The organism is Paraburkholderia sp. BR14312, from assembly GCF_040948675.1.
In the GTDB taxonomy this organism is placed as follows: Bacteria; Pseudomonadota; Gammaproteobacteria; order Burkholderiales; family Burkholderiaceae; genus Paraburkholderia; species Paraburkholderia nodosa_A.
In genome coordinates, this window is record NZ_JBFPKI010000034.1 from 1 (window position 1) to 21,215 (window position 21,215).

20 protein-coding genes are annotated in these 21,215 nt (G+C 57.2%); 3 read left to right on the plus strand and 17 right to left on the minus strand.

Annotation, left to right across the window (positions count from 1 at the left end):
* Positions 1 to 50: 50 nt before the first annotated feature.
* Complete coding sequence (locus tag AB3X98_RS41275) at positions 51 to 257, minus strand: hypothetical protein (protein ID WP_368606997.1); 207 nt, start codon at positions 255 to 257, stop codon at positions 51 to 53.
* Between the two features lie 157 nt (positions 258 to 414).
* Positions 415 to 1,341 (minus strand): UTP--glucose-1-phosphate uridylyltransferase GalU, encoded by a 927-nt coding sequence (galU, locus tag AB3X98_RS41280; RefSeq protein WP_368606998.1) that lies wholly within the window; start codon positions 1,339 to 1,341, stop codon positions 415 to 417.
* A 419-nt stretch (positions 1,342 to 1,760) separates the two neighbouring features.
* Between galU and AB3X98_RS41285 the strand changes: the two genes are divergently transcribed.
* The 3 genes from AB3X98_RS41285 (at position 1,761) to AB3X98_RS41295 (ending at position 5,145) form a co-directional block, all read left to right on the plus strand.
* Entirely contained in the window at positions 1,761 to 2,339 is a 579-nt protein-coding gene (locus AB3X98_RS41285; RefSeq protein WP_368606999.1) for a phosphatase PAP2 family protein, read from the plus strand.
* A gap of 358 nt (positions 2,340 to 2,697) precedes the next feature.
* Positions 2,698 to 3,897, plus strand: coding sequence for a hypothetical protein (locus AB3X98_RS41290; protein WP_368607000.1), 1,200 nt, complete (start codon positions 2,698 to 2,700; stop codon positions 3,895 to 3,897).
* A gap of 117 nt (positions 3,898 to 4,014) precedes the next feature.
* Complete coding sequence (locus tag AB3X98_RS41295) at positions 4,015 to 5,145, plus strand: sialidase family protein (RefSeq protein ID WP_368607001.1); 1,131 nt, start codon at positions 4,015 to 4,017, stop codon at positions 5,143 to 5,145.
* Positions 5,146 to 6,000: 855 nt separating this feature from the next.
* Here the strand turns inward: AB3X98_RS41295 and AB3X98_RS41300 are convergent.
* From AB3X98_RS41300 to AB3X98_RS41370, 15 genes are all read right to left on the minus strand, one after another.
* Complete coding sequence (locus AB3X98_RS41300) at positions 6,001 to 7,137, minus strand: acyltransferase family protein (RefSeq protein WP_368607002.1); 1,137 nt, start codon at positions 7,135 to 7,137, stop codon at positions 6,001 to 6,003.
* A gap of 79 nt (positions 7,138 to 7,216) precedes the next feature.
* Complete coding sequence (locus AB3X98_RS41305; protein ID WP_368607003.1) at positions 7,217 to 8,152, minus strand: SIS domain-containing protein; 936 nt, start codon at positions 8,150 to 8,152, stop codon at positions 7,217 to 7,219.
* Entirely contained in the window at positions 8,130 to 8,924 is a 795-nt protein-coding gene (gene kdsB / locus AB3X98_RS41310; RefSeq protein ID WP_342922206.1) for a 3-deoxy-manno-octulosonate cytidylyltransferase, read from the minus strand. The genes AB3X98_RS41305 and kdsB overlap by 23 nt, the downstream gene beginning before the upstream one ends.
* On the minus strand, positions 8,908 to 9,459 hold the full coding sequence (locus AB3X98_RS41315; protein WP_368607004.1) for a KdsC family phosphatase: 552 nt from the start codon (positions 9,457 to 9,459) through the stop codon (positions 8,908 to 8,910). The genes kdsB and AB3X98_RS41315 overlap by 17 nt, the downstream gene beginning before the upstream one ends.
* Complete coding sequence (kdsA, locus tag AB3X98_RS41320; protein WP_342949661.1) at positions 9,456 to 10,301, minus strand: 3-deoxy-8-phosphooctulonate synthase; 846 nt, start codon at positions 10,299 to 10,301, stop codon at positions 9,456 to 9,458. The genes AB3X98_RS41315 and kdsA overlap by 4 nt, the downstream gene beginning before the upstream one ends.
* A gap of 19 nt (positions 10,302 to 10,320) precedes the next feature.
* A complete protein-coding gene (locus tag AB3X98_RS41325; RefSeq protein WP_342922203.1) occupies positions 10,321 to 11,457 on the minus strand; it encodes a glycosyltransferase in 1,137 nt (378 codons plus the stop codon).
* On the minus strand, positions 11,454 to 12,440 hold the full coding sequence (locus tag AB3X98_RS41330; RefSeq protein WP_368607005.1) for a glycosyltransferase: 987 nt from the start codon (positions 12,438 to 12,440) through the stop codon (positions 11,454 to 11,456). Before AB3X98_RS41330 ends, AB3X98_RS41325 begins: the two co-directional genes overlap by 4 nt.
* Positions 12,437 to 12,967 (minus strand): serine O-acetyltransferase, encoded by a 531-nt coding sequence (locus tag AB3X98_RS41335; RefSeq protein ID WP_368607006.1) that lies wholly within the window; start codon positions 12,965 to 12,967, stop codon positions 12,437 to 12,439. Before AB3X98_RS41335 ends, AB3X98_RS41330 begins: the two co-directional genes overlap by 4 nt.
* A 1-nt stretch (position 12,968) precedes the next feature.
* The gene (locus AB3X98_RS41340) at positions 12,969 to 14,168 is read right to left on the minus strand and encodes a capsular biosynthesis protein (RefSeq protein ID WP_368607007.1); all 1,200 of its coding nucleotides are present in this window, start codon (positions 14,166 to 14,168) and stop codon (positions 12,969 to 12,971) included.
* 27 nt (positions 14,169 to 14,195) lie between these two features.
* Positions 14,196 to 15,428: an oligosaccharide flippase family protein gene (locus tag AB3X98_RS41345; RefSeq protein WP_368607008.1), complete on the minus strand. Its 1,233-nt coding sequence runs from the start codon at positions 15,426 to 15,428 to the stop codon at positions 14,196 to 14,198.
* A gap of 76 nt (positions 15,429 to 15,504) precedes the next feature.
* On the minus strand, positions 15,505 to 17,739 hold the full coding sequence (locus AB3X98_RS41350) for a polysaccharide biosynthesis tyrosine autokinase (protein WP_368607009.1): 2,235 nt from the start codon (positions 17,737 to 17,739) through the stop codon (positions 15,505 to 15,507).
* A 43-nt stretch (positions 17,740 to 17,782) separates the two neighbouring features.
* A complete protein-coding gene (locus tag AB3X98_RS41355) occupies positions 17,783 to 18,217 on the minus strand; it encodes a low molecular weight protein-tyrosine-phosphatase (RefSeq protein ID WP_342922299.1) in 435 nt (144 codons plus the stop codon).
* Positions 18,214 to 19,326, minus strand: coding sequence for a polysaccharide biosynthesis/export family protein (locus AB3X98_RS41360; RefSeq protein WP_368607012.1), 1,113 nt, complete (start codon positions 19,324 to 19,326; stop codon positions 18,214 to 18,216). The genes AB3X98_RS41355 and AB3X98_RS41360 overlap by 4 nt, the downstream gene beginning before the upstream one ends.
* Positions 19,327 to 19,626: 300 nt before the next feature.
* Positions 19,627 to 20,694, minus strand: a complete 1,068-nt coding sequence (locus AB3X98_RS41365; protein WP_368607010.1) for a sugar transferase — start codon at positions 20,692 to 20,694, stop codon at positions 19,627 to 19,629.
* A gap of 125 nt (positions 20,695 to 20,819) precedes the next feature.
* Positions 20,820 to 21,215 (minus strand): helix-turn-helix domain-containing protein (locus AB3X98_RS41370; RefSeq protein WP_368607011.1); only part of this gene is annotated, 396 nt, incomplete at its 5' end.

Genomic DNA, 21,215 nt, shown 5'->3' on the forward strand with positions numbered 1-21,215 from the left:
GAACGCACCTGATCAAAAAGTGGCCTGATGTCGAACACCCGCAGTACAATCTAAGCACTACGCAGCACCTCCCTCCTGGCCTGTTCGACTTCACCGAAACGGGCGTTCAGCTTCCCCGAAATACGCACTGTAAGCTGATGTAACTCCAACTTTCTCCGAATTTCCTGAATCACAATCTCCCGCTCATGCTTGAATACCTCGGCGATCTTGAGATCAAGCATTGCGAGCTGTTCACGCAATTCCTTATAGCTGGACATTTATCGAGGACTGGTTCAGGATGGGAAAAAAGCCTGCCATGTCCAGAACATGGCAGGCGAAACCAGGACAGCGGGGGACTATCCCAGGGTACCGATTGGCGCAAAGCTGAATGCACTCGAACAACAAACAAACCGATAGCATCGGCCGCCGCTGTTCTCAGACAGCGTCCACACTCTCGCGCGCATCCAACGTTTCATTTTCGCGCTGATCAACGCGTCGCAATTGCAGGTTCAGGTACTCAGCAAACTCAGCGCCTACCTCGCTGTGCTGGAGCGCAAACTCAACCGTGGCCTTCAGATAGCCGAGCTTGCTACCACAATCGTACCGCGTCCCCCGGTACTTGTAGGCGAGAACCTGTTCGTCGCTGAGCAAGGACTCAATTGCATCTGTGAGTTGCAGTTCGCCGCCCGCACCTGGCTTCAGTGCGCGCAAATGCTTGAAGATCCGCGGCTTGAGTATGTAGCGACCGACAACCCCGAGGTTCGATGGCGCCACGTCGGGGGCGGGTTTTTCGACAATCGCTGAGAGCTTGACGATGTTCTCCTCCCACGTCTTTCCGTCGACAACTCCGTATGAACGCGTGTCTGCTCGCGGGATCTCCTCCACTCCGAGTACTGAACTGTGGTAGTGGTTGAACAGATCCACCATCTGCGATGTCACGGGCGGCTCACCATGAAGCAGGTCATCTGCGAGAATAACCGCGAACGGGTTATCGCCCACGAGTTTCTCAGCGCACAATACAGCATGGCCGAGCCCGAGCGCTTCCGGTTGGCGAACGTAAAAGCAATCGACTAGGCTGGGCTTGATACCACGGACCAGTTCCAGCAGTTGCTTCTTGCCACGCGCTTCCAGTTCCGCCTCAATCTCGTACGATTTGTCGAAATGGTCTTCAATCGCCCGTTTGCTACGCCCGGTCACGAAAATCATTTCAGTGATGCCCGCTGCAATAGCTTCTTCCACTGCGTACTGGATCAACGGCTTGTCCACAACAGGCAGCATTTCCTTCGGGCTTGCCTTCGTGGCGGGGAGGAAGCGTGTACCGAGACCAGCTACCGGAAAAACGGCCTTCGTGACCTTAAGCATACGAGCTCCATGATGAATGCGCTGATATCGGGCGAAAGCATAACGTCGTCCTTCAGCCAGGTGGTGCAAGTGGCCGAATACGTTCCGATTTTGACGGATAGGGATGACATAATCTGCAGGCCTGAGTGTTTAAGTCGCCACAACTCGCTCAAAACGAACGTCGGAGACACAAAATAGGTGGGAATTCCGCGCGCTTCCAACACTTCGGCTCTCTTTCGCAAACACCCAAACGCCGTGCGACATCGAAAGGGATCACACGTTCCACCTCAGCTCCGTCCGACCCGGGTTCCGAACTCTTTTATGTGAGAGTCGACGGCCAATCGCCTCTCCCATCGATTCGATGGCTCGATACGTTGCGAACTGGGAGCAAGCCAACATCGCCTGATATAGTGGGCACCTTTCTTCTTTCGGAATACAGCATGTGGTCCGCTATCAGTAATCTGGGCGACGCAGCGTTGACGATCCCGCTTGCCATTGTCTGCTTCGCGTGGCTAACGCGTTCGCCGACCGGCGCGCGCGTTGCCATATCATGGGCCGCGCTTCTTTCGGCAGCAATGCTGCTCGTTGGCGTGACAAAGATCTTGTACGCAGGATGCGGAATACAGATTCGCTCGCTGGATTTTCGCATGATCAGCGGACACACAATGCTCGCTTCTGCAATCTGGCCGATGTCATGGCTGATCGTCCTGAACGACGGCTCGCGCATCAAACCTGGCGCCGCCATCTGGCCAGGCATTGGGTTCGCGACGGCTATCGGTATCTCGCGCGTTTTCGACGAGGCTCATACAGTTTCAGAAGTGGTCTCCGGATGGACGCTTGGCATGCTCGTGACGATACTTCTGATTCGATGGAGCGGCGCTCCTGTCGTTCCGCGACGCCTGCGTCCGATTGCTGCTGTCTCGCTGTTTGCCGTCTCGGCAGTCGCGTACGGACATCATGCACCAATCCAGGGGGCGATCGACATGTATTCACCGTGGCTTTGCGAACACTGGGCCTAGTCGGTCGGGTGTAACTCGTACCCGCGCGATGTACCTTCCTTCGATGGCGAAGGGTGAATACTGGACCGGATGCGTGGCGTCTCCCATCACTTCAAAGAAGTTACAAATCCCCTCGGCAGCTTGCCAACTGCCCAGTCGTTAGCCGACATAAGCTTGACTGGATCGGACGAGGGCAGCGCGACGCGCCAGCGTCCATTTATCCTCTGCGGGCGCCCACGGAACAAGTCTCCTGAAACCACCAGGAGACCGATCCATGGACTGCGATTAAAACGTCGGCGCCGGACGGATTGGCGACCTGCGTGGCGTGCCTGAACGTCAACTGCTATGCAAGGTACAGCTTCCGATCCGAAATTCCCTTATGTCGACCTTTCTGTTCACCGCAAGTGTATTCTTTTTCTCCCTGAACGCATTCAGCGTTCGAGCAACCTTCGCAGCCTATTTCTTCGCGTGCGCCCTGTTATTCCTACGGACCCCCTCCCTTCTTGAGAAAGGAGCCAATGCCCGCGGAATGCTGACATACTGGCTTGGGTGTATCACTATCTCGTTTATTTTTTCTGCATTCGGCGATTTTTATCTCAACTTTTTCATCAAATTTGTACTGATCCAGACTTACATCGTGCTGCTCTACTGGATGTTAAGTAGTGGCGTCCTTTCGCTCAAGTCGATCGAGTCAGCATGCACGGCGCTGATCTATATTCATGGTGCATTTTTCCTTTTCCAGCTCCTGTACTATCTGGCCACTGGTGTGTTCGTGGACTTTGATAGCTATATTCGCGAGTCCGACGCCGACGCCCTCTATGCAACGAAAGCACTGAGTGACAGTCTGATCTCCATCCGCGCGCTTGGCCTCTACTCTGAACCGTCCTTCTACGCCATGACGGTCATTCCGTGCGGCGTTCTTTTACTTCTGGTGAAACGTCGGATTGCGCTCGCCTCGGTCATTGCATTCGGTACCGCACTGATCAGTTTCTCGGTAGCGTCGATGGTAGTCTGTGCAGTGCTTGGATTCGTTCATGTGATGTTCGAACGCGGGAACCTGCGTCTCAAGCTGTTCGTCATTTTGGCCGCGTTACTGTGCGCGCCCGCCATGTACAACGTCTACGACCAACGTGTTAATCAGTCGGTCGACTATGACGCCGTGGGCAGCCGGACGCTAATTCTGACCGAACTCCAGGAGCGTGATCTCACAGCGGGTGCCTTCGGAAGCGGTCTATTCTGGGACGACCGGAACAACGTCGGCAAAACACACATGCGTGGATATCAGGCACGAGACAGTTCCTTCTACGTCTACGTCCTGTTCAGCGTAGGCGTTGTCGGATCCTCTATGTTCTTTGGTACGATTGGGGTGATGTTCCGCAATCGCAACAAGTGGCGATATCTCGCTTACCTGTTGCCAATCATGCTCTTCAAGTATCACGTGCTCTATGGGATGCTTTGGATGACGCTGCTGCTCTTCGTCGTCCTCGCCGAGCAAAACACCGCACCTTCGACCCCCAACCGCCGCCTCTCGACCCAGCGCCCTGCCACTCGTGCCATTGCGGCTAATTCCCGTATCTAAATGTCAATCATGCCAGTGACGCCCACTCGAGCTATGCGCACGCGTAAATCGAGCCTGCCAGATCGGAGTCGCCAGGCCGGCAGGCACCTTGCCCGCCTCAGTTGCAGGCTTTCGCTCATGCTTGTCAGCGTCCTTTGCGCCTGCGGGGTGGCCGCCTCCGCAAAAGGGCCAACGAATGTCGGTCCCCCAGGTCGCGTAATCGCCCATAGTGCTGCATCCACGCACGTATTCCTTGGATCCCCGGCATTGGCGGTGCTACCCGATGGCACCTATGTCGCTTCCTACGACACGTTTGGGCCCGGTTCGTCGCAAGACTACGTGACCGTCATGGCGTCGCGTGACAAAGGTCAGAGCTGGACCAGACAGAGCACGGTCTCCGGCCAGTACTGGTCATCGCTGTTCGTCCTGGACAACGCGTTATATTTGATGGGAACTGATCGGGCAATGGGCACGCCCACCATTCGCAGATCCGTGGACCGCGGCGTTACATGGACTGATGCAACTGACGCGTCTACGGGACGCTTCAATCTGCCGGGGCGTTACATCACGGGCGCAGTTCCTGTCGTGGTCAGCCAGGGTCGCGTCTGGCGCGCCTACGACGTGGTCGAAGGCGGAGATTTGCGCTCACTCATCATGTCCGCCCCGCAACACTCGAACCTCCTGGATACGCAGAACTGGACCGTATCAAAACATCAAGCCTCTAACCCTGCATGGCTGCGTGGAAAGTTCATTTCGTGGGAGGAAGGCAGCGTAGTTCTTTTCAAGGACGGACCGCCAGGAATCCTGCTTCGCGTCAATACCCGGAACGGGGTTGAGAAAGCAGCGATCGTCCACGTCGGGTCCGATGAGACGACGCTGAGTTTCGACCCAACGCGCGACTTCGTCGACATGCCTGGTGGAGGCAAGAAGTTCACCGTTCGGTTTGACCCAACCTCACAACGGTACTGGTCTTTGACAAACGCTGTACTTGCGAGCGACGGACATGAAAGCCTCGAACGCGTTCGCAATACCCTTGCATTGATTTCGTCCCCCGACCTCCACAACTGGTCTGTTTCCTCTGTCGTCATGCGGCATCCTGACGTGAAGCGACACGGCTTTCAATACGTGGATTGGCAATTTAGCGGTGACGATATCATTGCGGTGATACGCACGTCCTTCGACGATCCCGAAGGCGGTGCGCAAAGTCAACATAATTCCAACTACATCACGTTTGCAAGGTTCCCCGATTTTCGCCGGGACGCGCATTAACGGCAATTCTTTGTCGCTATGAATGCGGAGGACGCCAGTCGTCGCACGTAAGCGCCGCACCTTACCGTCCCATATCAACGCTACCCCTATGATTTTGAAGCCCACAGCCGGCGCTTCCCGTCGTCGCTGACTGGACCACATCTCGATATCAGATGGTCTTGCGCCGCGGTTCGCTCCGGAGTCTCACAGAAGGCGGCCTGCTGCGGACGTCCTGCCGGCGATCGCAGGGCGCACCGTCTTCTTCCATGCGGGGGGAAAGCACCAGTCTTCATCAGGTGATACCACTGACTGCGTCGCAGAGGCATGTGCGACATGAACCACATATACCTCGTGCGTGCCGATGACTCACATTTCGGCGCGAGCCTGGCTAACGCCGTACCGCCGCTGCCGCGCATGCCATCTAACCTGCACGGTATCCCTACCGAAGGGCGCTCCGGAATTCACATCAAAGAACGCCTTCCCTCAAGCCTGGTCGCCTGCCCCATTACTTAGGGACTGCCACCACGTGCCCCGCTCACGAAGAATGTGAACTGCTGCGTCTCTGGAACATCGTCGATATGACGCACCGCACCCGCCCCATCGGAACGGAAAGCCGCCACTCGCTTGCTGAGGCACCCTAAGTGGGTCGCTGCCAATCGATGGATCTGCCTCGAGGTCGCTGACCGTCGAAAACGATGACCCGAACTTTGGAAACCGCTACGGGACAGGGGGCTGAGGTTCGCGCCCACCTCAGTCGCCTCCTGACAATCGGTTGCTTACTTCCCTGCTGATGATCCGACCGATTTGCCTGATCGCAGATTGCCTCGTCAGATCTCTCATCCAGTGCAGTGCAAACTGGCTGCCGTCCTGCAGCCTTCACCTCAGCGCGAATCCACGAGACAGAAGCTGCTTCAATCTCGCCTTGTTCTCAACCAGAGTCGACGCAACGCGTGCGATGCAGACCACCAACGCGAACGTCCCGATCCCGATCAGAATCCGGCTTGTCGGTGACACTCTAAGCACCGCTTGGGTCACGCCAAACACAAACAGCAGGATTGGGAAATGAATGATATAAAGCGTGTAAGAATATTCTGCACTCTTCGAAAGGAGCGCGTTTGATGGCGATCGCCGATCCAGAACCAACGCTATCACGCAAGTAAATAGTAAGCCTATGAAGAGGTTGAAAGCTACGATGTAGTGCCAGTTTGCTCCCGCCTGCCCTCCAACTGCGTTAAAGCTCTGCACAAAGCAGCCTGCGAACTCGATCGATGCCCCACCGAAAAGGACTACGCCGGCACAAACGAGCCATCGTAGTTTTCGCGATTTGGTGCCGGAATTGTGGTGCACGCAAAGCAGGAATCCGGCTGCCCAAACTGCGCCATACGCAACGAACTTCATGTCCCGAAAGCCAAGCAGGGCAATGAACGCAAGCACTACCGGCCAATATCTGGGCGCCTGTCTGAAGGCCACCGCTGCACCTGCGATCGCATACAGCCACACCTCAAACGACAAGCTCCATAGCGGCCCGTTCACACGTGGCGTATGGGTGACAAAACCGTTCAGAAACAAGGCTGCTCCCAATAGTTCTTCCGGGACGATCTGAAAGCCATCGGCAACGAGGTATCTTTCCGGCGAGAAATGGCTTGACCCGGAACTGAATACCGCCGGACTCAGAAGGCTTAGGGCCAGTATCAGGAGGAGCGAAAGCACCAGAGGCGGAACGATACGCCAGGCACGGGCAGCGGCATAGTCGAGAACGCGATAATCGCCCTCGGATATCCTGGATGTTATTGACTTGCAGATCAGGAATCCGCTCAATACAAAGAACAACATGACAGAGGCCTGGCCGAGGATGAGCGAATACGCGTGAATACCGGACCAGTACGGTGCGACAAACACCTGCTCGATATGCGTTGCCACCACCATGAGTGCTGCCAGACCACGGCACGAGTGGATAAATCCGGAGTTCTCTTCCGATAGCCGGGAGAAGCCACTCAATGACAAACCGCTCATATATCCTCCGACAAATGAATCATGTCTCGCGTGGCGTTCCCGTCTGAAAAGGGGAACGCCACGCGCTCGCGCCTCTCTCTCACTTCTTGAACACCCCGACGACATCGGCTCCATCGAACACAAGCAGCGCGTTGATCTTCTTCTGCTCCATCACCAGCAGCGCATCCTCAACCCGCGTCTCTGGAGAGACCATTGCTGGCTCAACAGACATCATGTTCACCGCAGTGGTTCGCAAAACCTCGTTGCCGTGCCGCTCGATGGCACGACGCACGTCTCCGTCGGTCACGACGCCCCAGCCGGTATCGAGCCGCACAATCGCGAGCCCAAGACGTCCACGTGTCATAGCTTGCAGTACGTCGATCGCCGGTGTGCCGTGGCTGACGAAAGGCAGATCCCTATGGGTCATCTCGTCACTTACTGTGCGGAGCAACCGCCGACCGAGCGATCCACCCGGATGAAAACGCGCAAAGTTTTCCGGTTGAAACCCCCGGACTCTCATCAGTGTGATCGCCAACGCGTCGCCCATGGCGAGCGTTGCAGTTGTCGATGCCGTGGGGGCCAGCTGGAAAGGGCAGGCCTCTGCATCTACGCCGATGTCAAGGTGAATGTGTGCCGCGCTCGCAAGCGTTGACGCTCGATTACCGGTCAGTGCAATCAGCCGGTTTCCATTGTTTCGCAAGAATGGAATCAGCTTGATCACCTCGTCAGTTTCGCCCGAGTTCGAGATCGCAAAGAACGTATCTGCCGGCACGACCATTCCCAGATCGCCGTGATAGGCCTCTCCTGGGTGCATGTAGAAGCTTGGTGTGCCGGTGCTGGCGAATGTCGCCGCTATCTTCCGACCGATGATCCCCGATTTGCCCATCCCACAAACCACCACGCGCCCGCTGGATGCCAGGATGGTCTCGACCGCGACCGAGAAGCCTTCGTCAAGTCGACCTGCCAGTGCTGAAAGCGCACGCGCCTCGATGTCCAGCACTTCACGGGCGGACTCAATATAGTTCAATTGATTCATGACCTTGCCGTTTCAACATAGTAAGAATTCGCTCAACGTCTTCGGGCGTATCTACGCCGTGAGGCGGCGTCGCAGGCCAATGCATGACGTGAATCTGCAGTCCCAGCCACAATGCACGTAGCTGCTCCAGCTTTTCGAGCGATTCGAGTTCACACGGCTCATTAGTCGCCAGCCGTTGCAGCGCGGCATTCTGATACCCGTATATTCCGACGTGACGCCGGAAGACGCCCTCCACGGCCGCGGGCCGACCGTCCCGGCAAAGCGGAATCGGTGCCCGGGAAAAATACAGAGCGCGCCCCTCCCTGTCGACGACCAGCTTCACAACATTCGGGTCATCAATTTGGATAGCGTCCTTGACAGGGCAAGCGACCGTCGCCACCTCAAAGCGGGGAACGCGTTCACAGAACACAGCAAACTCCTGCAGCAGAGCGACTGGCACCAGCGGCTCATCACCCTGCACATTGATGACGATGTCGTCCGGTCGCCATCCGGAGGCCCTGGCAACTTCCGCTACGCGGTCGGTACCAGACTGATGTCCGGAGTCAGTCATCGCAAACGCAATCTGTCGTCTCCTCAACTCGTCAGCGATGCGCTCATCATCAACCGCTACCACAACCTCAGTTTCCGGAAGAGCACGACGAACCCGCGAGTACACGCGCACGATCATCGGCTCACCGCCCAGATCGATAAGAGGTTTTCCCGGCAAACGCGTAGACCCGAAGCGCGAGGGGATCACGATCCGCAGGGCTCGGCGTTCACTGGGTGACATCATGACGACTCCAGAGTTGAAAGAGCGGCCGATACGCGTCCTCCAGCGACAGCCCTCCACACGTAAGAATATGATCGGCCACCTCGCGAGCGACTCCTTCACCGCCCGCACGTGACGTCACGTGGCTGACACGCGAGCGAACCAGTGCATGCGCGTCTGCAGGCGCATACGACACACCCACGCGCTCGATCACGCAGAGATCATTCACATCGTCTCCGACATACGCAGTCTGCATGTCGTCGACGCGGAGTTGCTGCTTGATCGATTCGAATCCTGTACGCTTGTCGTGACACCCGGTGACCACAGCGTCCACACGCAGTTGCGTCACGCGCCAGGTGAGCGCCTCGCTGTGCTTACCAGACAGGATCGCGGAACGGATCCCATGCGCACGCAACAACGCGACCGCGACCCCGTCGTGTGCGTGAAAGCTCTTTACGCGTTCGCCGTCAGCGCTTACATGGAGACGACCGTCAGTCAGGACACCATCGACGTCGAACACGACGACTGATATTCCACCGGAGTAGACGACGGCACTCATCGGATGTCGAGCGGCTCAAACCGCTTTACAAGATCATCGATGGCCTTCACCTGTGCAAGAAACGGCTCGAGCAGGTTCAATGGCAACGCGCTCGGCCCGTCACAGCGCGCACGATCGGGATCAGGATGGGCTTCGAGGAACAGGCCGGCAATGCCAAGTGCGATGCCGGCGCGCGCCAGGTCGAGAACCTGGCTGCGCCGCCCGCCAGACGCCTCGCCGTGCGGATCGCGGCATTGGAGGCTATGGGTAACATCGAATATTACCGGGCAGTCTCCCGACACCTCCCGCATCTGGCGAAAGCCCAGCATGTCCACGACCAGATTGTCATAGCCAAACGCCACGCCACGTTCACACAGCATGACTTTGTCGTTACCAGCCTCGCGGCACTTCTCCACCACGTGCTTGACCTGAGCGGGGCTCATGAACTGCGGCTTCTTCACGTTGATGACGCGCCCAGTTTTTGCGATCGAGACCACGAGATCGGTCTGACGAGCGAGAAACGCCGGTACCTGAAGCACATCAACGACGTCAGCAACCGCTTCAGCCTGCGCCACTTCGTGTACGTCGGTTATGACTTGCACCCCGAAGCGGTCTTTGACGATCGCCAGAATGGAAAGTCCTTCTTCCATTCCGACGCCGCGGTATGAGTGGATTGACGAACGGTTTGCCTTGTCGAAAGAAGCCTTGAAGACGAGGGGAACTCCAAGCTTCCTGGTGACATCGACGAAAACTTCGCAAGCTTCAAGTGTGAACTCAAGACTCTCCAGAACATTCAGGCCGCCAAATAACACAAACGGCAACTGATTTCCGACTTCAACGTTGGCGCTGATCGATACGCTCATTTACATTTCCCCCGAGGAATTACGATGTGTGCTGCCGCAAAATTGTGCGGTCGACGTTGTGGTGCCTTGATCGCTGCCGGCGCTTCAACTCGTCCTCATATACGGGCGCGAGCTGTTGAAAGAATCGCTTCTCCGTGAACCGGTCTTTTGCCTCGATGCGCGCGCGCGACGCGAGGCCCGCACGGAACTCCGGATCATCAATAACCCGTCCAAGCAATTCCGCTCCTTCCGCGGCGCTCGAGAAAATGGCACCCGTTTCGAGATGCCGAACGACATCGACATTCCCTGCGCAATCAGACACAATCGCGGCGCTTCCCGCCATCATTGCCTCGACGACTGAAACCGGCATACCTTCCCATGACGAGGTCGACAGATACGCATCGGCACGTTCAAGCCACGACCGTACGTCACGGCGGGAGAGCCACCCCGTTATGATCACCCCGGCAGCACGTAGCTCCTGCTTCAGGGCGTCGTCCCCGTCCCCAATCCACACGAAGCGGGCGTGAGGACGGTCAAGCCGCCGGGCAATCTCCGCGAACAGGCCCGGATTCTTCTGGGGCCGCACGCCGCCGACCGTCACGACACAAAAACCAACGCTATCTTTCTGCTCTTCGTTCTCACCTGGTTTCGCCGCATGCGCCTTTACCGCATTCTCGACAAGCCTCACGGGCTGCCGCAACCAACGACGCACAACTTGCTGCTCGCTCTCCGAACAAGCGACGTATACGCAACGTCGCAGTGCGGCGACGCGCTCGAGACCCACAAATAGCAACCGCTTCGGAGTTGAGATGTCGCGCCGCATGAACGAGATGCAGTGAGGACTATAGAAGAACGCCGTCCGACGCAGTGCGAGGAGTGTGGAGATACGCCCAAGAAATCCGGCAAAGGACGAATGCAGATGCACGATGTCCGGATTCAGGCCGATCAACTTCGAGCGCAGCGCCGGGACAGAGCGCATAAGCGAGACATCCTTCATCTGCACATGGTGCAATCTGACATTCCTGGCGAACAAGCCAGGTAACGCTGCGGGGGTATCGGGACGGATTGAATAAATCACATCGACCTTGTGGCCCTCGCGCGCAAGCCCGTTCGCGATCAAACAAACCATCGACAATGTGCCGGTTGCAGTCGACTCCAGAATATGTACGATCCTCATCGCGTTTGCCCTCCCTCGTTGACCCTCTCCCGTTGATGCGTCATCAGGGGCGCTTGTCCTGTAGCCGCGCCGATGCGTTCAAGCACCCCAGAGCGCTCAATAACCCGACTCCATTCGAGCGATACGATTTTTCTCGGGTCGTTCCGCTGCAGAGCTATCGGAGCGCCTGAAAACAGTTCATCGAATATCCGCGGTCCGGTTACATGGCACCGAATATCGAGTTCGCGCGCAGCGAGCACATTCGACGGAGCGTCGTTGCAGATGATTGATTTTCCGAGCGCGGCGTACTCGAGAAGCTTCGTCGGCGTCTGGAAACAATGCGGCCGGTGATAGGGGAAATAGCAGATCGCGTGATCGGAGCGTCGGACGATACGCAGTGCATCCTGCTGCGGCACGCGACCCGTGAACACGATCCCCGGGACGTCCCGAAACTCATCAAGAATCGATGGCTCCGGTCGCCCGACCAGAATCAATGCTTCAGATGGATCGCGACGAGCGTCGCGGAATGCCCCCAGCACCTTATGAAATCCGCGTTCGCGGCTCATTTCGCCTATGTAGCAAAACTTTCCAGCCGGCATTGATGTCGCATCGTCGTCGGTGACATCAAAGATCCAGTCCGGAACACCCATAGGGAGCAGCAAGGATGGAACACCGTCGCTGAAGCCCATAGCATCCCGCATCCGCACATTCTGAAAAATGCGGAGATTCGGCCTGGCGTTCAGTGTGCGTTTGATCCAGTCTTTGACGAACGCCATCCGGCCGACAGAAAGAGACCGATAGTCGTGAACCACAAATTTAGCGGGCGGCAGCGCACGATAGAGCCCCATGATGCACCAAAGGACTGCTCGACGATCCTCCGCTACGCGATTGAGCGCGCCCAGATCCCCGTGCTCGACTGGGATGCCTCGTTGCGTCAGGCAATCGCTATATGCCTCGATCTCGGGATAGTTCGCTTTACCTGGATGAAGGATAAATACGCTCACTGGATGCAATCCCCCGTATTGAGTATCCGCGCCGGCACGCCAACGGCGACAGCGCGCGCCGGCACGTCAGTAAGCACCACTGCCCCTGCACCTATGCGCGCATGATCCCCAACCAACACATCTCCAACCACGACACTGTGGGCGCCGAACTCCACGTGGTCGCCAATCTTCGGCACGCCGCTAATCGAGCCATCGCGCTGGATAGTGTTTCCGAGTGTGACGCCGTGGCGCAGCGTGCAGTATTCACCGATGACGACGTATCCGTTGATCACCATTCCAGTTCCGTGAAACAAGGCGAGCCCTTTTCCAATCCTCGTTTTAACTGGTATCTCGATTCCCATTAGCCAATCGCAAATGAAGATGTACAGAACGATGAGGGGAGCCCCGCATATGAGCGTCACGATACTTCTGCAGGCGAGATAATTGACAATCCGGAAGAAGATCATCACAAATCGCGTCTTGAAATACGGATTCCTTTCGTAGTCCAATACGACTGCATCAAGTGTTTTTCTGAGCGTAACTGTCATTTCAATGCTCAATAGAAAATACCTTGCGGGCGGCCTCCGGAGAAATCCCGCCCGAAGAGAAGTAGTCAACTCCGTCGATCAGGAACGAATGTATGTATTTCAGCAGCCGCGTCCGGTCGAAGTTCTTGTAGAAGCATTGCCCCAGTGAAATCACGCGCTTTCCGTACAGCAATCCCTCGAGTCCTACCGTCGAGTTGATCGTCACGACTGCCTGCGCATGCTTGATAAGATCAGTCGTCGGCGACGACACCAGAGTAAACTGACACCTATCCCGCATAGCCTCTATTGCACTGATCGCAGACTCGTCATTTTCGGCCGGATGAAGTTTTACCAGCAATGCAGCATCCTGCGTAACGGCGAACTCCAACGCATGCCGGATCGCCCCCAGGTTATCGATCTCTGAGTGCAGCTTGATCTGTGTATCGCCCGATACCTGAAGAGGCAGAAACACGTAGCGCTGCGTCGACAGCTCGGAGGCGACGTAGTTCTTGATGTCAACTGGTCTCCGACCGCCATTTCGTGCACGTACGGTTGCAAGACGCTTACGCCCAACACCCGAGCTCGCGAACTTCAGAACGTAATTCACTCCCGAGACGACCTTTCGCTTCAGCGAAGTTCGAGCCTGGGGCAACGGCCTAGACTTGGCGCTTTCGTAATGCATCAGCCAACGCCGGTGCGTCTCCTCGTCCGGCAACGAGAGCCGATCAATCACAGCCGGATCCCGACAGATGCTGGAAAGTGCATTGACACCCGACGAATCCACGAAGAGCTTGCCGGGGAGATTGGATATCTCAAGGAACCTCTGTGGAACCCCATGTACCAGGCACGCGTGAGAAACAGCCCTGCAGACCAGTTGCTGACCGTTCCACATAAAACACTGGGTCACGCTAAACCGTGTCAGGAGCGACGACACACGACGCACCACCGCGCAGGATTCTACGCGTGCGCGTTCCCGGCTCACCTGCCCGTTTAGCACCTCAATCGAGCGATCGTAAGGATATTCTGTGCAGGATTCGTCCACTTCCAGTGTGGGGTTTCTGACCTTGCGTAGGTAGTATGAACGGTACCCCGCACACTTCAGGCGAAGATGCGCAACTGGCTCACTCGTCAGGAACAGGAAGTCATACTCACCTCTAACGGCATGCACGAGCCTCGCGGCGAAGTAGTATCTCTCGAGAGAGTCAACGACTATCAGAATCATCGGTAAATCTCCGTTTCCCTTTCTCGATTAGGCAGCGGGGCTCAACCGCACCAGATTCGCGTTGAGCACGCGATACGTAATTCCTATTCCGCCTGCCATTAGTGCTGCACCTGCAAGCGAAAATGTGAATACGCTTGCTTCTGCTGACAGGTCGAACCATCTCGCAATACATAGAGCAGTCAACAGGGAGATGCCAGACAGGAGCTGAAACATGAAGTCGGTCCGCTGCGCACGGGTCGCGAGGAAGATCTGGGAAAGCGGGACGTAGACGAGTTGCAGCGCGAATAGCGGTACGAGGCTATTGAAAAATCGAACGGCACCGTACCACTTCGATCCAAAGACCCATGTCACGACCGGGTCGAATAGCACAAGGCCGCCAATTGCGTAGAGGGCTGCTATTCCAACCAGCGAGCGCGCGTAGATGCGGTAGACGTTAAGCAACGCACTTCGTGCATCTTCGCGAGCGATCGCACCGATAGCATCACGCCTAAAGACCCCTCCGATACTCTGGCCAATCAGCGAGACGGGGAAGAAGCCCAGCCGGTACGCGAGGGCGAAATACCCAGCAACGTGCGCGCCATACCAATGCGGTATCACAATTGCCAACGCGTAAGTCAACACGGACGCACAGATCGTCGACGGCAGGATGTACGCAGCAAATCGCCTGTTGTCCGCAAAGAATCCGGGCGACAGCTTGAAAGCGTATCCGCTTCGGCTGCCGATCACTGCGATCCCCGCTACCATCACAATCGCGACGCTGGCCGTCGAAACCATGTACGCGTCAAAGAGACCAACCTTTGCACAAGCCGTACAGACTTGACCGAGTAGCAGGTACGCGAGAAAGCCGCAATTTGTGACCACCCTCGAGACTGTGATCCAGCCGTACCACCGCATGCTGTTTAGGAATGCGCCAGCGGCGATCTGCGCGAACGCGGCGAATGCGTAGCCCACGAGCGCATAGTATTCTGCGCGCCCAGCGACAGCGACGACCCCTGCGAGCAGCGTTGCCAATACAAGCGCAAGACCCATTACGTTGACAAGTGCGCCAAAGGACTCGCGCGGACTGTCGCTGACGCACGCGAGCTCGTACCTTAGCCCTAGCAGCGTCCCGCCGAACGTCGCAAGTGCAAGCTGGTAGTTGAACTCCCCCAGAGCGCCAGGGCCGTCCCAGCGGCCAATCAGGAAGATGCATGCGAACAATGCCGCTTGCCCGGACACGACACCCAGGAGCGATATGAGCGAGTCCCTCGGGTTGACCATTAAATTACCTCCGGGGTGAGAACCGGCAAAGTCGACCCGACAGGCCGGACTCGATGCGCGTTGAGGCGTGCACGCGTCACTCTTCCGCAGCCGTACCGTACTGGTACGCCACATAACGATAGCCGCCATACTTGTAGCCATACTGGCCGAGACGGGGGTTGACGCCGTTGAATATCACGCCACTGACCTTGACGCCGTTCTGCGAGAAGCGCTTGGTCGACTCCGCGATCTCCCCGAGACGCGTCAGCCCCGCGCGTGCCACAACAAAGGTGATACCAGCGAAACCGCCGAGAATACCCGCTTCAGGCGCCGCCAGAATCGGTGCAGTATCCATGATCACGATGTCATACTGCTTCGACAGATCGTCGAGCACAGTCGACAACCGGCGCTTAAGTAGCAGTTCCGCCGGGTTCTTCGGAATCGTCCCGGTTGTAATGAAATCAAGCCCGTCTACGACATTACGGTGGACAACATCGTCGAGCCCCGCTTGACCGGCGATCAGATCGGTCAACCCACCGGCACGCGCAACGCCGAAGTAATCGTGCACGCGACCGCGTCGAATGTCGCCGTCAATAAGCAGGACGCGCTTGCCACCGCTCGCAATGACCGCCGCGAGATTTGTCGAAATAAAGGTCTTCCCTACACCTGGCGTTGGGCCTGCAATCAGCACGATATTGTTCTTCGCCTCGAGCATTGCAAACTGCACTGCGGTTCTCAGGCTGCGCACGCACTCGACAGCGGGTTCACCAGGAAAGTCAACTGACAACAGTGTCGCCTTGCCCCGCCTCTGCATTCTCTTTCCGTCGCCAGGATCGTTCTGGTGCTCGCTATACGGCAACGTCGCGTACACACTGAGGCCGAGACGGCGCTCTATCTCGTTATGGTCGGTGATTCCGTGAAACAACATCGAACGGGCGATCGCCGTTCCGCATCCCACGAGTAGTCCCAACAGGAGCGATGCGATTACGACGAGTGGCTTTTTCGGCTTGACAGGGAGCTCCGGAATCGCAGCGACGTCAACGAGGCGGACATTGCCGACCTTGCCTGCCTGCACAAGTTGCAGTTGCTGGACATTGTTCAGCAATGCCGTGTAAAGGTCCGTATTGACCTTTACGTCGAGCATGAGCCGGACAAAATCCTGCTGAAGATCGGGAAGTCGACGCATCTCCTGCTCAGTCGAGCTCGCATATCCGTCGAGCGCTGCGATCTCCCTGTTGATGGCAATCACGCTCGGATGGGTCGCGGTATAGTGCGTCAAAAGTTCAGCGCGCTTTTGCTCGAGCTCCAGCAAACGAGTCTTCGCATCCGAAGACTGCGCGAGCGCGACTTTGGCTTCCTCGGTGAGGTCAACCGTACCGCGCTCATTCCGGAATTTGGTCAGCCTCGCCTCAGAATCAGCAAGCTGCTGCTTCAAGGCAGGAAGTTGACCCGTCAGGAAGTCAAGTGACTGCGCGGCCTCGGCAGACTTCCGCTCGATATTCTGGCGGATGTACTGGTGGCCGATCTCGTTCATCGTGGAACTCACCCACAACGGATCGGTATCCTGGATCGTCGCGACGACGACATCCGACTGCTTGACCTTCTCCTGCACATCCAGCCGGTCCTGGATATCGTCAATGGTCCGTTCCCTCGAATTTCGGACCAGCACGAATACCGCGCCCGCGTTCGCATCAATGAAATTGACGTGAAGCACGATGGGGCCGCGCGGCGTCGTGATGACTTCCTTGCGGCCGATCTGGCCGATGAAGTCCTGGTCGAGGTCACTTCCGCTCAGGGAGTACCGGTTTGCGTCGAGGACGGTCAACTTGAACCTGTCCTGCTCGTATTTCCGGGGGACGTCGAACTGCGATACTGCGATGCGCTCTCCTCCCCAGGCAAAGCCTCCAATGCCAGCGATGCCAGGCTGCGAAAGACCGTCATAGTGTCGTGAGATAAAGCTTCCGATCACAGGGAAGCGCTTCGGTTGGGCATCGATATAGAGCTTCAAGGCATCGACCGTTCGCGAAACTACAAGGCGCGAAGCGACGATCTGGGTTTCTGCCGCAGCTGAGGATTTCACGTCGAAGAGCGATGAGATGTCACCGAGCAAACTCTTCGCCGCGGAAGTATCGGGACTGTCCTCGACCTGGACCATGATGCTCGCTTCAAACACTGGCTTTGCGAGAAGCGCATACGCGACACCGGCCACCAGGAAGCACGCGGTTATTGTCGCGATGAGCCATCGGTTCTCAAGCAGGGTATCGAGCACCACAAAAAGGTCTCGATCACCATCGTCTGCGGTCTGCGGCGTTGGCACAGGAGTATTAGTCATGTCTTTTTAACGTACGACGGGGTTGCCCCCCGGATATCTCGGATCACAGCGCACTAAAGCGAGCCGTCCACTCAGTCAGGCAGACTGAAATCAGTTCGGCGCAACGCTCGAATTCCGATTTCGGTCGGCGGTATGGATCTTCGACATCAATGTCCAAAAACTCACCGAGGCGAAACACCCTGCCCCGTGTAAAGGAGAACTGGCTTTCGATCTGACGTTTTTGCGCTCCATCCATTGCAAGAATTACGTCGGCCGAGGAACACAGGGAGCGCGCAATCTGCGTCGCACGATGACCAGTGATATCGTGGCCACGTTCGCGCATCACATCACACGCGTATTGCGCAGCGGGCATCCCGACGAGTGCGTTCAGCCCTGCTGAGGCTACCTGTTGCCCCTTGAGAAGCGAACCAAGCATTGCGGCAGCCATCGGGCTACGACAGAGATTCCCTTCACAAACAACCAGGATTGAGTTCATTATTTCGTGACGATCGCGGCGGTCAGACCAGCGTTGATGGCTGGCAACAGGAGGCTCAACACGCGGCTAAAGCGCACCAGGCCATTGCCATCGACATACACAACGTCCTTCGGATGCAGCTCAAACTGATTGGCGAGAATCATGGCGACCGGAGACGCGGCGTCCAGATGGAAAATTTCCGGTTGCTTTTTTACTCCACCACGAATCACATAAACCTGTGCCGCATCCGCAGTGTTTGAATTGATACTGCCGGCCTGAAGGATTGCCTCGCTGAGCGTCAACCGCCCGTCGCGCATAGGCAAAGCCGTAACAGGCTTGTTCACCTCCCCCATGACATATACGCCGCTGTCTTCGCGCGGTAGCACACGGAGCAGGTCCCCATCCTGAAGAAGGATGCGCGAGGGGTTCTGCCCCCGAACCGCCATTTCCGTCAGGTTTATGCGCTCCGATACGCCGTTGCGCACCAGGACGACGCGACTCTGATCAGCGGTTGACTCGAACCCACCTGCGCGGCTGACAGCATCGTAGAACGTCATGGGAATATCGTTCAGCGGCTGTGAGCCGGGCGTATGTACTTCGCCTTCGATATAGATTTGCTTCGCACGGTAGGACGCGACCCGCACACTGACCTGTGGGTCCTGGAAGCTCTTGCTGAGCCGCTGCGTCAACAGCACCTGTATCTGCTCCGGCTGCAAACCGGCAACGCGTACTCTGCCCGCATAAGGGAACTGCAACGTCCCGTCCTGGTCAACGACGAAGCCCGGCGGCGCGTCGGCCGCGCGCGTTGTCGCCTGCGGTTGCGCGCCGGCCGCGACCGCGAGTTCAGGATGATCCCAAACCGTTATCTGTAGTACATCGCCTCGACCGATTGTGTACGGGCGCGGGACCACCGAGACGGCCGAGGTGCCGTCCGGGGAAGTCGCCTGCGCGTCCCTCAACTTCTGGATCAACGCAATGTCGATATTCGTAACGGGTACACCCAGGGCCGCCGTCTGCTCATTCTTTCCGTCAGGTCCGATCTGACTGGCAGCTGCAAGCGTCGCCGGCTGCTCCATGCGCATACCCGGCGAAAGTGAGCACGCGGACAGCGCGGCCGCCACCGACAAAACCATTAGTGTCAAACCGCTCCGCCCCCGGCGGAGCTTATCAGGGGAATAGCACGCCCCTTGCGACACACTTCGCATTCGTCTTTCGTACACTCGTCCACTCGTATCTGTTGTGTTGAAGTTCTGGCATGCTCGCGATCCGATAATGCGAATACGGCGAGCGGACCAGAGATCAGACTTGTAATGCACCTGCCCCGCCCCCCGACGAAAGCGCGACCCCTCTGAGCGAAGAAACGCACCACTCCCGCTAGCTTCCGCCGGTTGGCACGGAACCAGGATCGGACCAACGGTGGTCAGCTGTTGACATCAGTACGCCCCCGAACCACGCAGTACGACGCTGAATGTTCTGGCGAGAATCGATACATCGCGCCATATCGACCAGTTCTTGACGTAGGCAACGTCTAGTGCCACGCGCGTCGCATAATCGGTGTCATTGCGCCCGCTGACCTGCCAAAGTCCGGTCATTCCGGGGCTGGACATCAGGTAGTAGCCAACATCGGCCCCATAGCGGGTGAGTTCGGCTTCGACGATTGGTCGCGGACCCACCAGGCTCATCTCGCCCTTCAGGACATTCACCAGCTGTGGCAACTCGTCGAGACTGGTCTTGCGGAGAAAGTGGCCGATTGACGTGATTCGAATGTCATTTTTGAGCTTGAATTCTCTGTCCCATTCGGCACGGGCATCGGCGTCCCGCGCGAGAAGTTCTTTAAGGACCAGGTCCGCGTTCGGAATCATCGAGCGGAACTTCAGGCACTTAAAGCGTCGTCCGTTTCTGCCAACCCGCACATGACCGAATATTGCACTTCCCCCGTCACGCCTGACCAACCACGCGAGTCCGAGCAGCGCGGGGGAAAGCAGAATCAGCAGTGCCGCGGCACCAAGGATGTCCACACCACGCTTTATCACCCGGTTTACGACCGCCCCAACCGTGCCCTGTCTCTTATGAGCAGGATCCCTACCATCTGCCACAGCGGGGCGGCGGCGTGCGACGCGCTCGATCTTTCCATAGATCGCGAGCGTAAGCGCGCGGAAAATGAGAAGCCCGATGCCGCTCGTAACCGTCCAGTATGCAAACCACAGACTCGACAGGATTTGCGCCTTGTGCAAGACATACAGCAACAACGTTGTCGCTCCCTGAACAACGATCCACGCGAGAACCGTTCGGCTGAACAGGTTGAGCGGCGAATATCTCGAGCCAGAGTCGTAGATGCCGCAAGCTGGAAATACGGATAACGCCAGCGCCGCGGCGAACGCAACAAGCGAGCCATCAAATACGTGGTGTTCAGGTCCTTCCAGCGTACCGTTGAAAAGCGGGACAACTGATCCGAGAACGATCAATCCGACATCTACGGCTCTTCTGAATATCGAGTTCATAATTTCGGTATCCTAATCTAACGCAAGCGAGCGCTAGCGATCCGTAGATCACCAGATCAATTCATACACGACATGGAAGGAGGTACATCACATGATTGCTGCGTCAGGTGTGGCACCCCACCTGGTCACACTTCAGACTTAAGTTGTACGTGGGTCGTTTCTACCGCACCTGCTTGCGTTGGGCAGTTGAACAAGCCGCCTGTTGTGCTGCGCACCCCAGCGCGATATTCAGTCGGAGTGGTCGCAAGGTGACGGCGAAACAGGTTCGCCATGCAATTTCGCCCGACAAATCCCGCCTGACGCGCAATTTTCTCTATTGACAGGTCCGTTTGTGCGAGCAGCGAGCGCGCCCTCTCAAGACGAGCACGTCGCAAGAATTCCCGTGGAGACACCCCTAACAGGCTGTTGAAATACCTCCCGCATACGTCATCCGGGCGGGAGGGGTAAACGTTGAAACAAAGATTCGGACAACACTGAGACTGAAGCGATGCGCGGAGCGGACGGCTATACCGAGTCGATGT

What these genes read in the sequence shown, in the direction of transcription:
- AB3X98_RS41350 (WP_368607009.1), bottom strand. Translation starts at nt 17,739, where the DNA reads ATGACTAATACTCCTGTGCCAACGCCGCAGACCGCAGACGATGGTGAT.
- AB3X98_RS41345 (WP_368607008.1), bottom strand. Translation starts at nt 15,428, where the DNA reads ATGGTCAACCCGAGGGACTCGCTCATATCGCTCCTGGGTGTCGTGTCC.
- AB3X98_RS41305 (WP_368607003.1), bottom strand. Translation starts at nt 8,152, where the DNA reads ATGAATCAATTGAACTATATTGAGTCCGCCCGTGAAGTGCTGGACATC.
- AB3X98_RS41285 (WP_368606999.1), top strand. Translation starts at nt 1,761, where the DNA reads ATGTGGTCCGCTATCAGTAATCTGGGCGACGCAGCGTTGACGATCCCG.
- AB3X98_RS41360 (WP_368607012.1), bottom strand. Translation starts at nt 19,326, where the DNA reads ATGGTTTTGTCGGTGGCGGCCGCGCTGTCCGCGTGCTCACTTTCGCCG.
- AB3X98_RS41325 (WP_342922203.1), bottom strand. Translation starts at nt 11,457, where the DNA reads ATGAGGATCGTACATATTCTGGAGTCGACTGCAACCGGCACATTGTCG.
- AB3X98_RS41295 (WP_368607001.1), top strand. Translation starts at nt 4,015, where the DNA reads ATGCTTGTCAGCGTCCTTTGCGCCTGCGGGGTGGCCGCCTCCGCAAAA.
- AB3X98_RS41290 (WP_368607000.1), top strand. Translation starts at nt 2,698, where the DNA reads ATGTCGACCTTTCTGTTCACCGCAAGTGTATTCTTTTTCTCCCTGAAC.
- AB3X98_RS41340 (WP_368607007.1), bottom strand. Translation starts at nt 14,168, where the DNA reads ATGATTCTGATAGTCGTTGACTCTCTCGAGAGATACTACTTCGCCGCG.
- kdsB (WP_342922206.1), bottom strand. Translation starts at nt 8,924, where the DNA reads ATGATGTCACCCAGTGAACGCCGAGCCCTGCGGATCGTGATCCCCTCG.
- kdsA (WP_342949661.1), bottom strand. Translation starts at nt 10,301, where the DNA reads ATGAGCGTATCGATCAGCGCCAACGTTGAAGTCGGAAATCAGTTGCCG.
- AB3X98_RS41300 (WP_368607002.1), bottom strand. Translation starts at nt 7,137, where the DNA reads ATGAGCGGTTTGTCATTGAGTGGCTTCTCCCGGCTATCGGAAGAGAAC.
- AB3X98_RS41335 (WP_368607006.1), bottom strand. Translation starts at nt 12,967, where the DNA reads ATGACAGTTACGCTCAGAAAAACACTTGATGCAGTCGTATTGGACTAC.
- galU (WP_368606998.1), bottom strand. Translation starts at nt 1,341, where the DNA reads ATGCTTAAGGTCACGAAGGCCGTTTTTCCGGTAGCTGGTCTCGGTACA.
- AB3X98_RS41365 (WP_368607010.1), bottom strand. Translation starts at nt 20,694, where the DNA reads ATGAACTCGATATTCAGAAGAGCCGTAGATGTCGGATTGATCGTTCTC.
- AB3X98_RS41315 (WP_368607004.1), bottom strand. Translation starts at nt 9,459, where the DNA reads ATGAGTGCCGTCGTCTACTCCGGTGGAATATCAGTCGTCGTGTTCGAC.
- AB3X98_RS41275 (WP_368606997.1), bottom strand. Translation starts at nt 257, where the DNA reads ATGTCCAGCTATAAGGAATTGCGTGAACAGCTCGCAATGCTTGATCTC.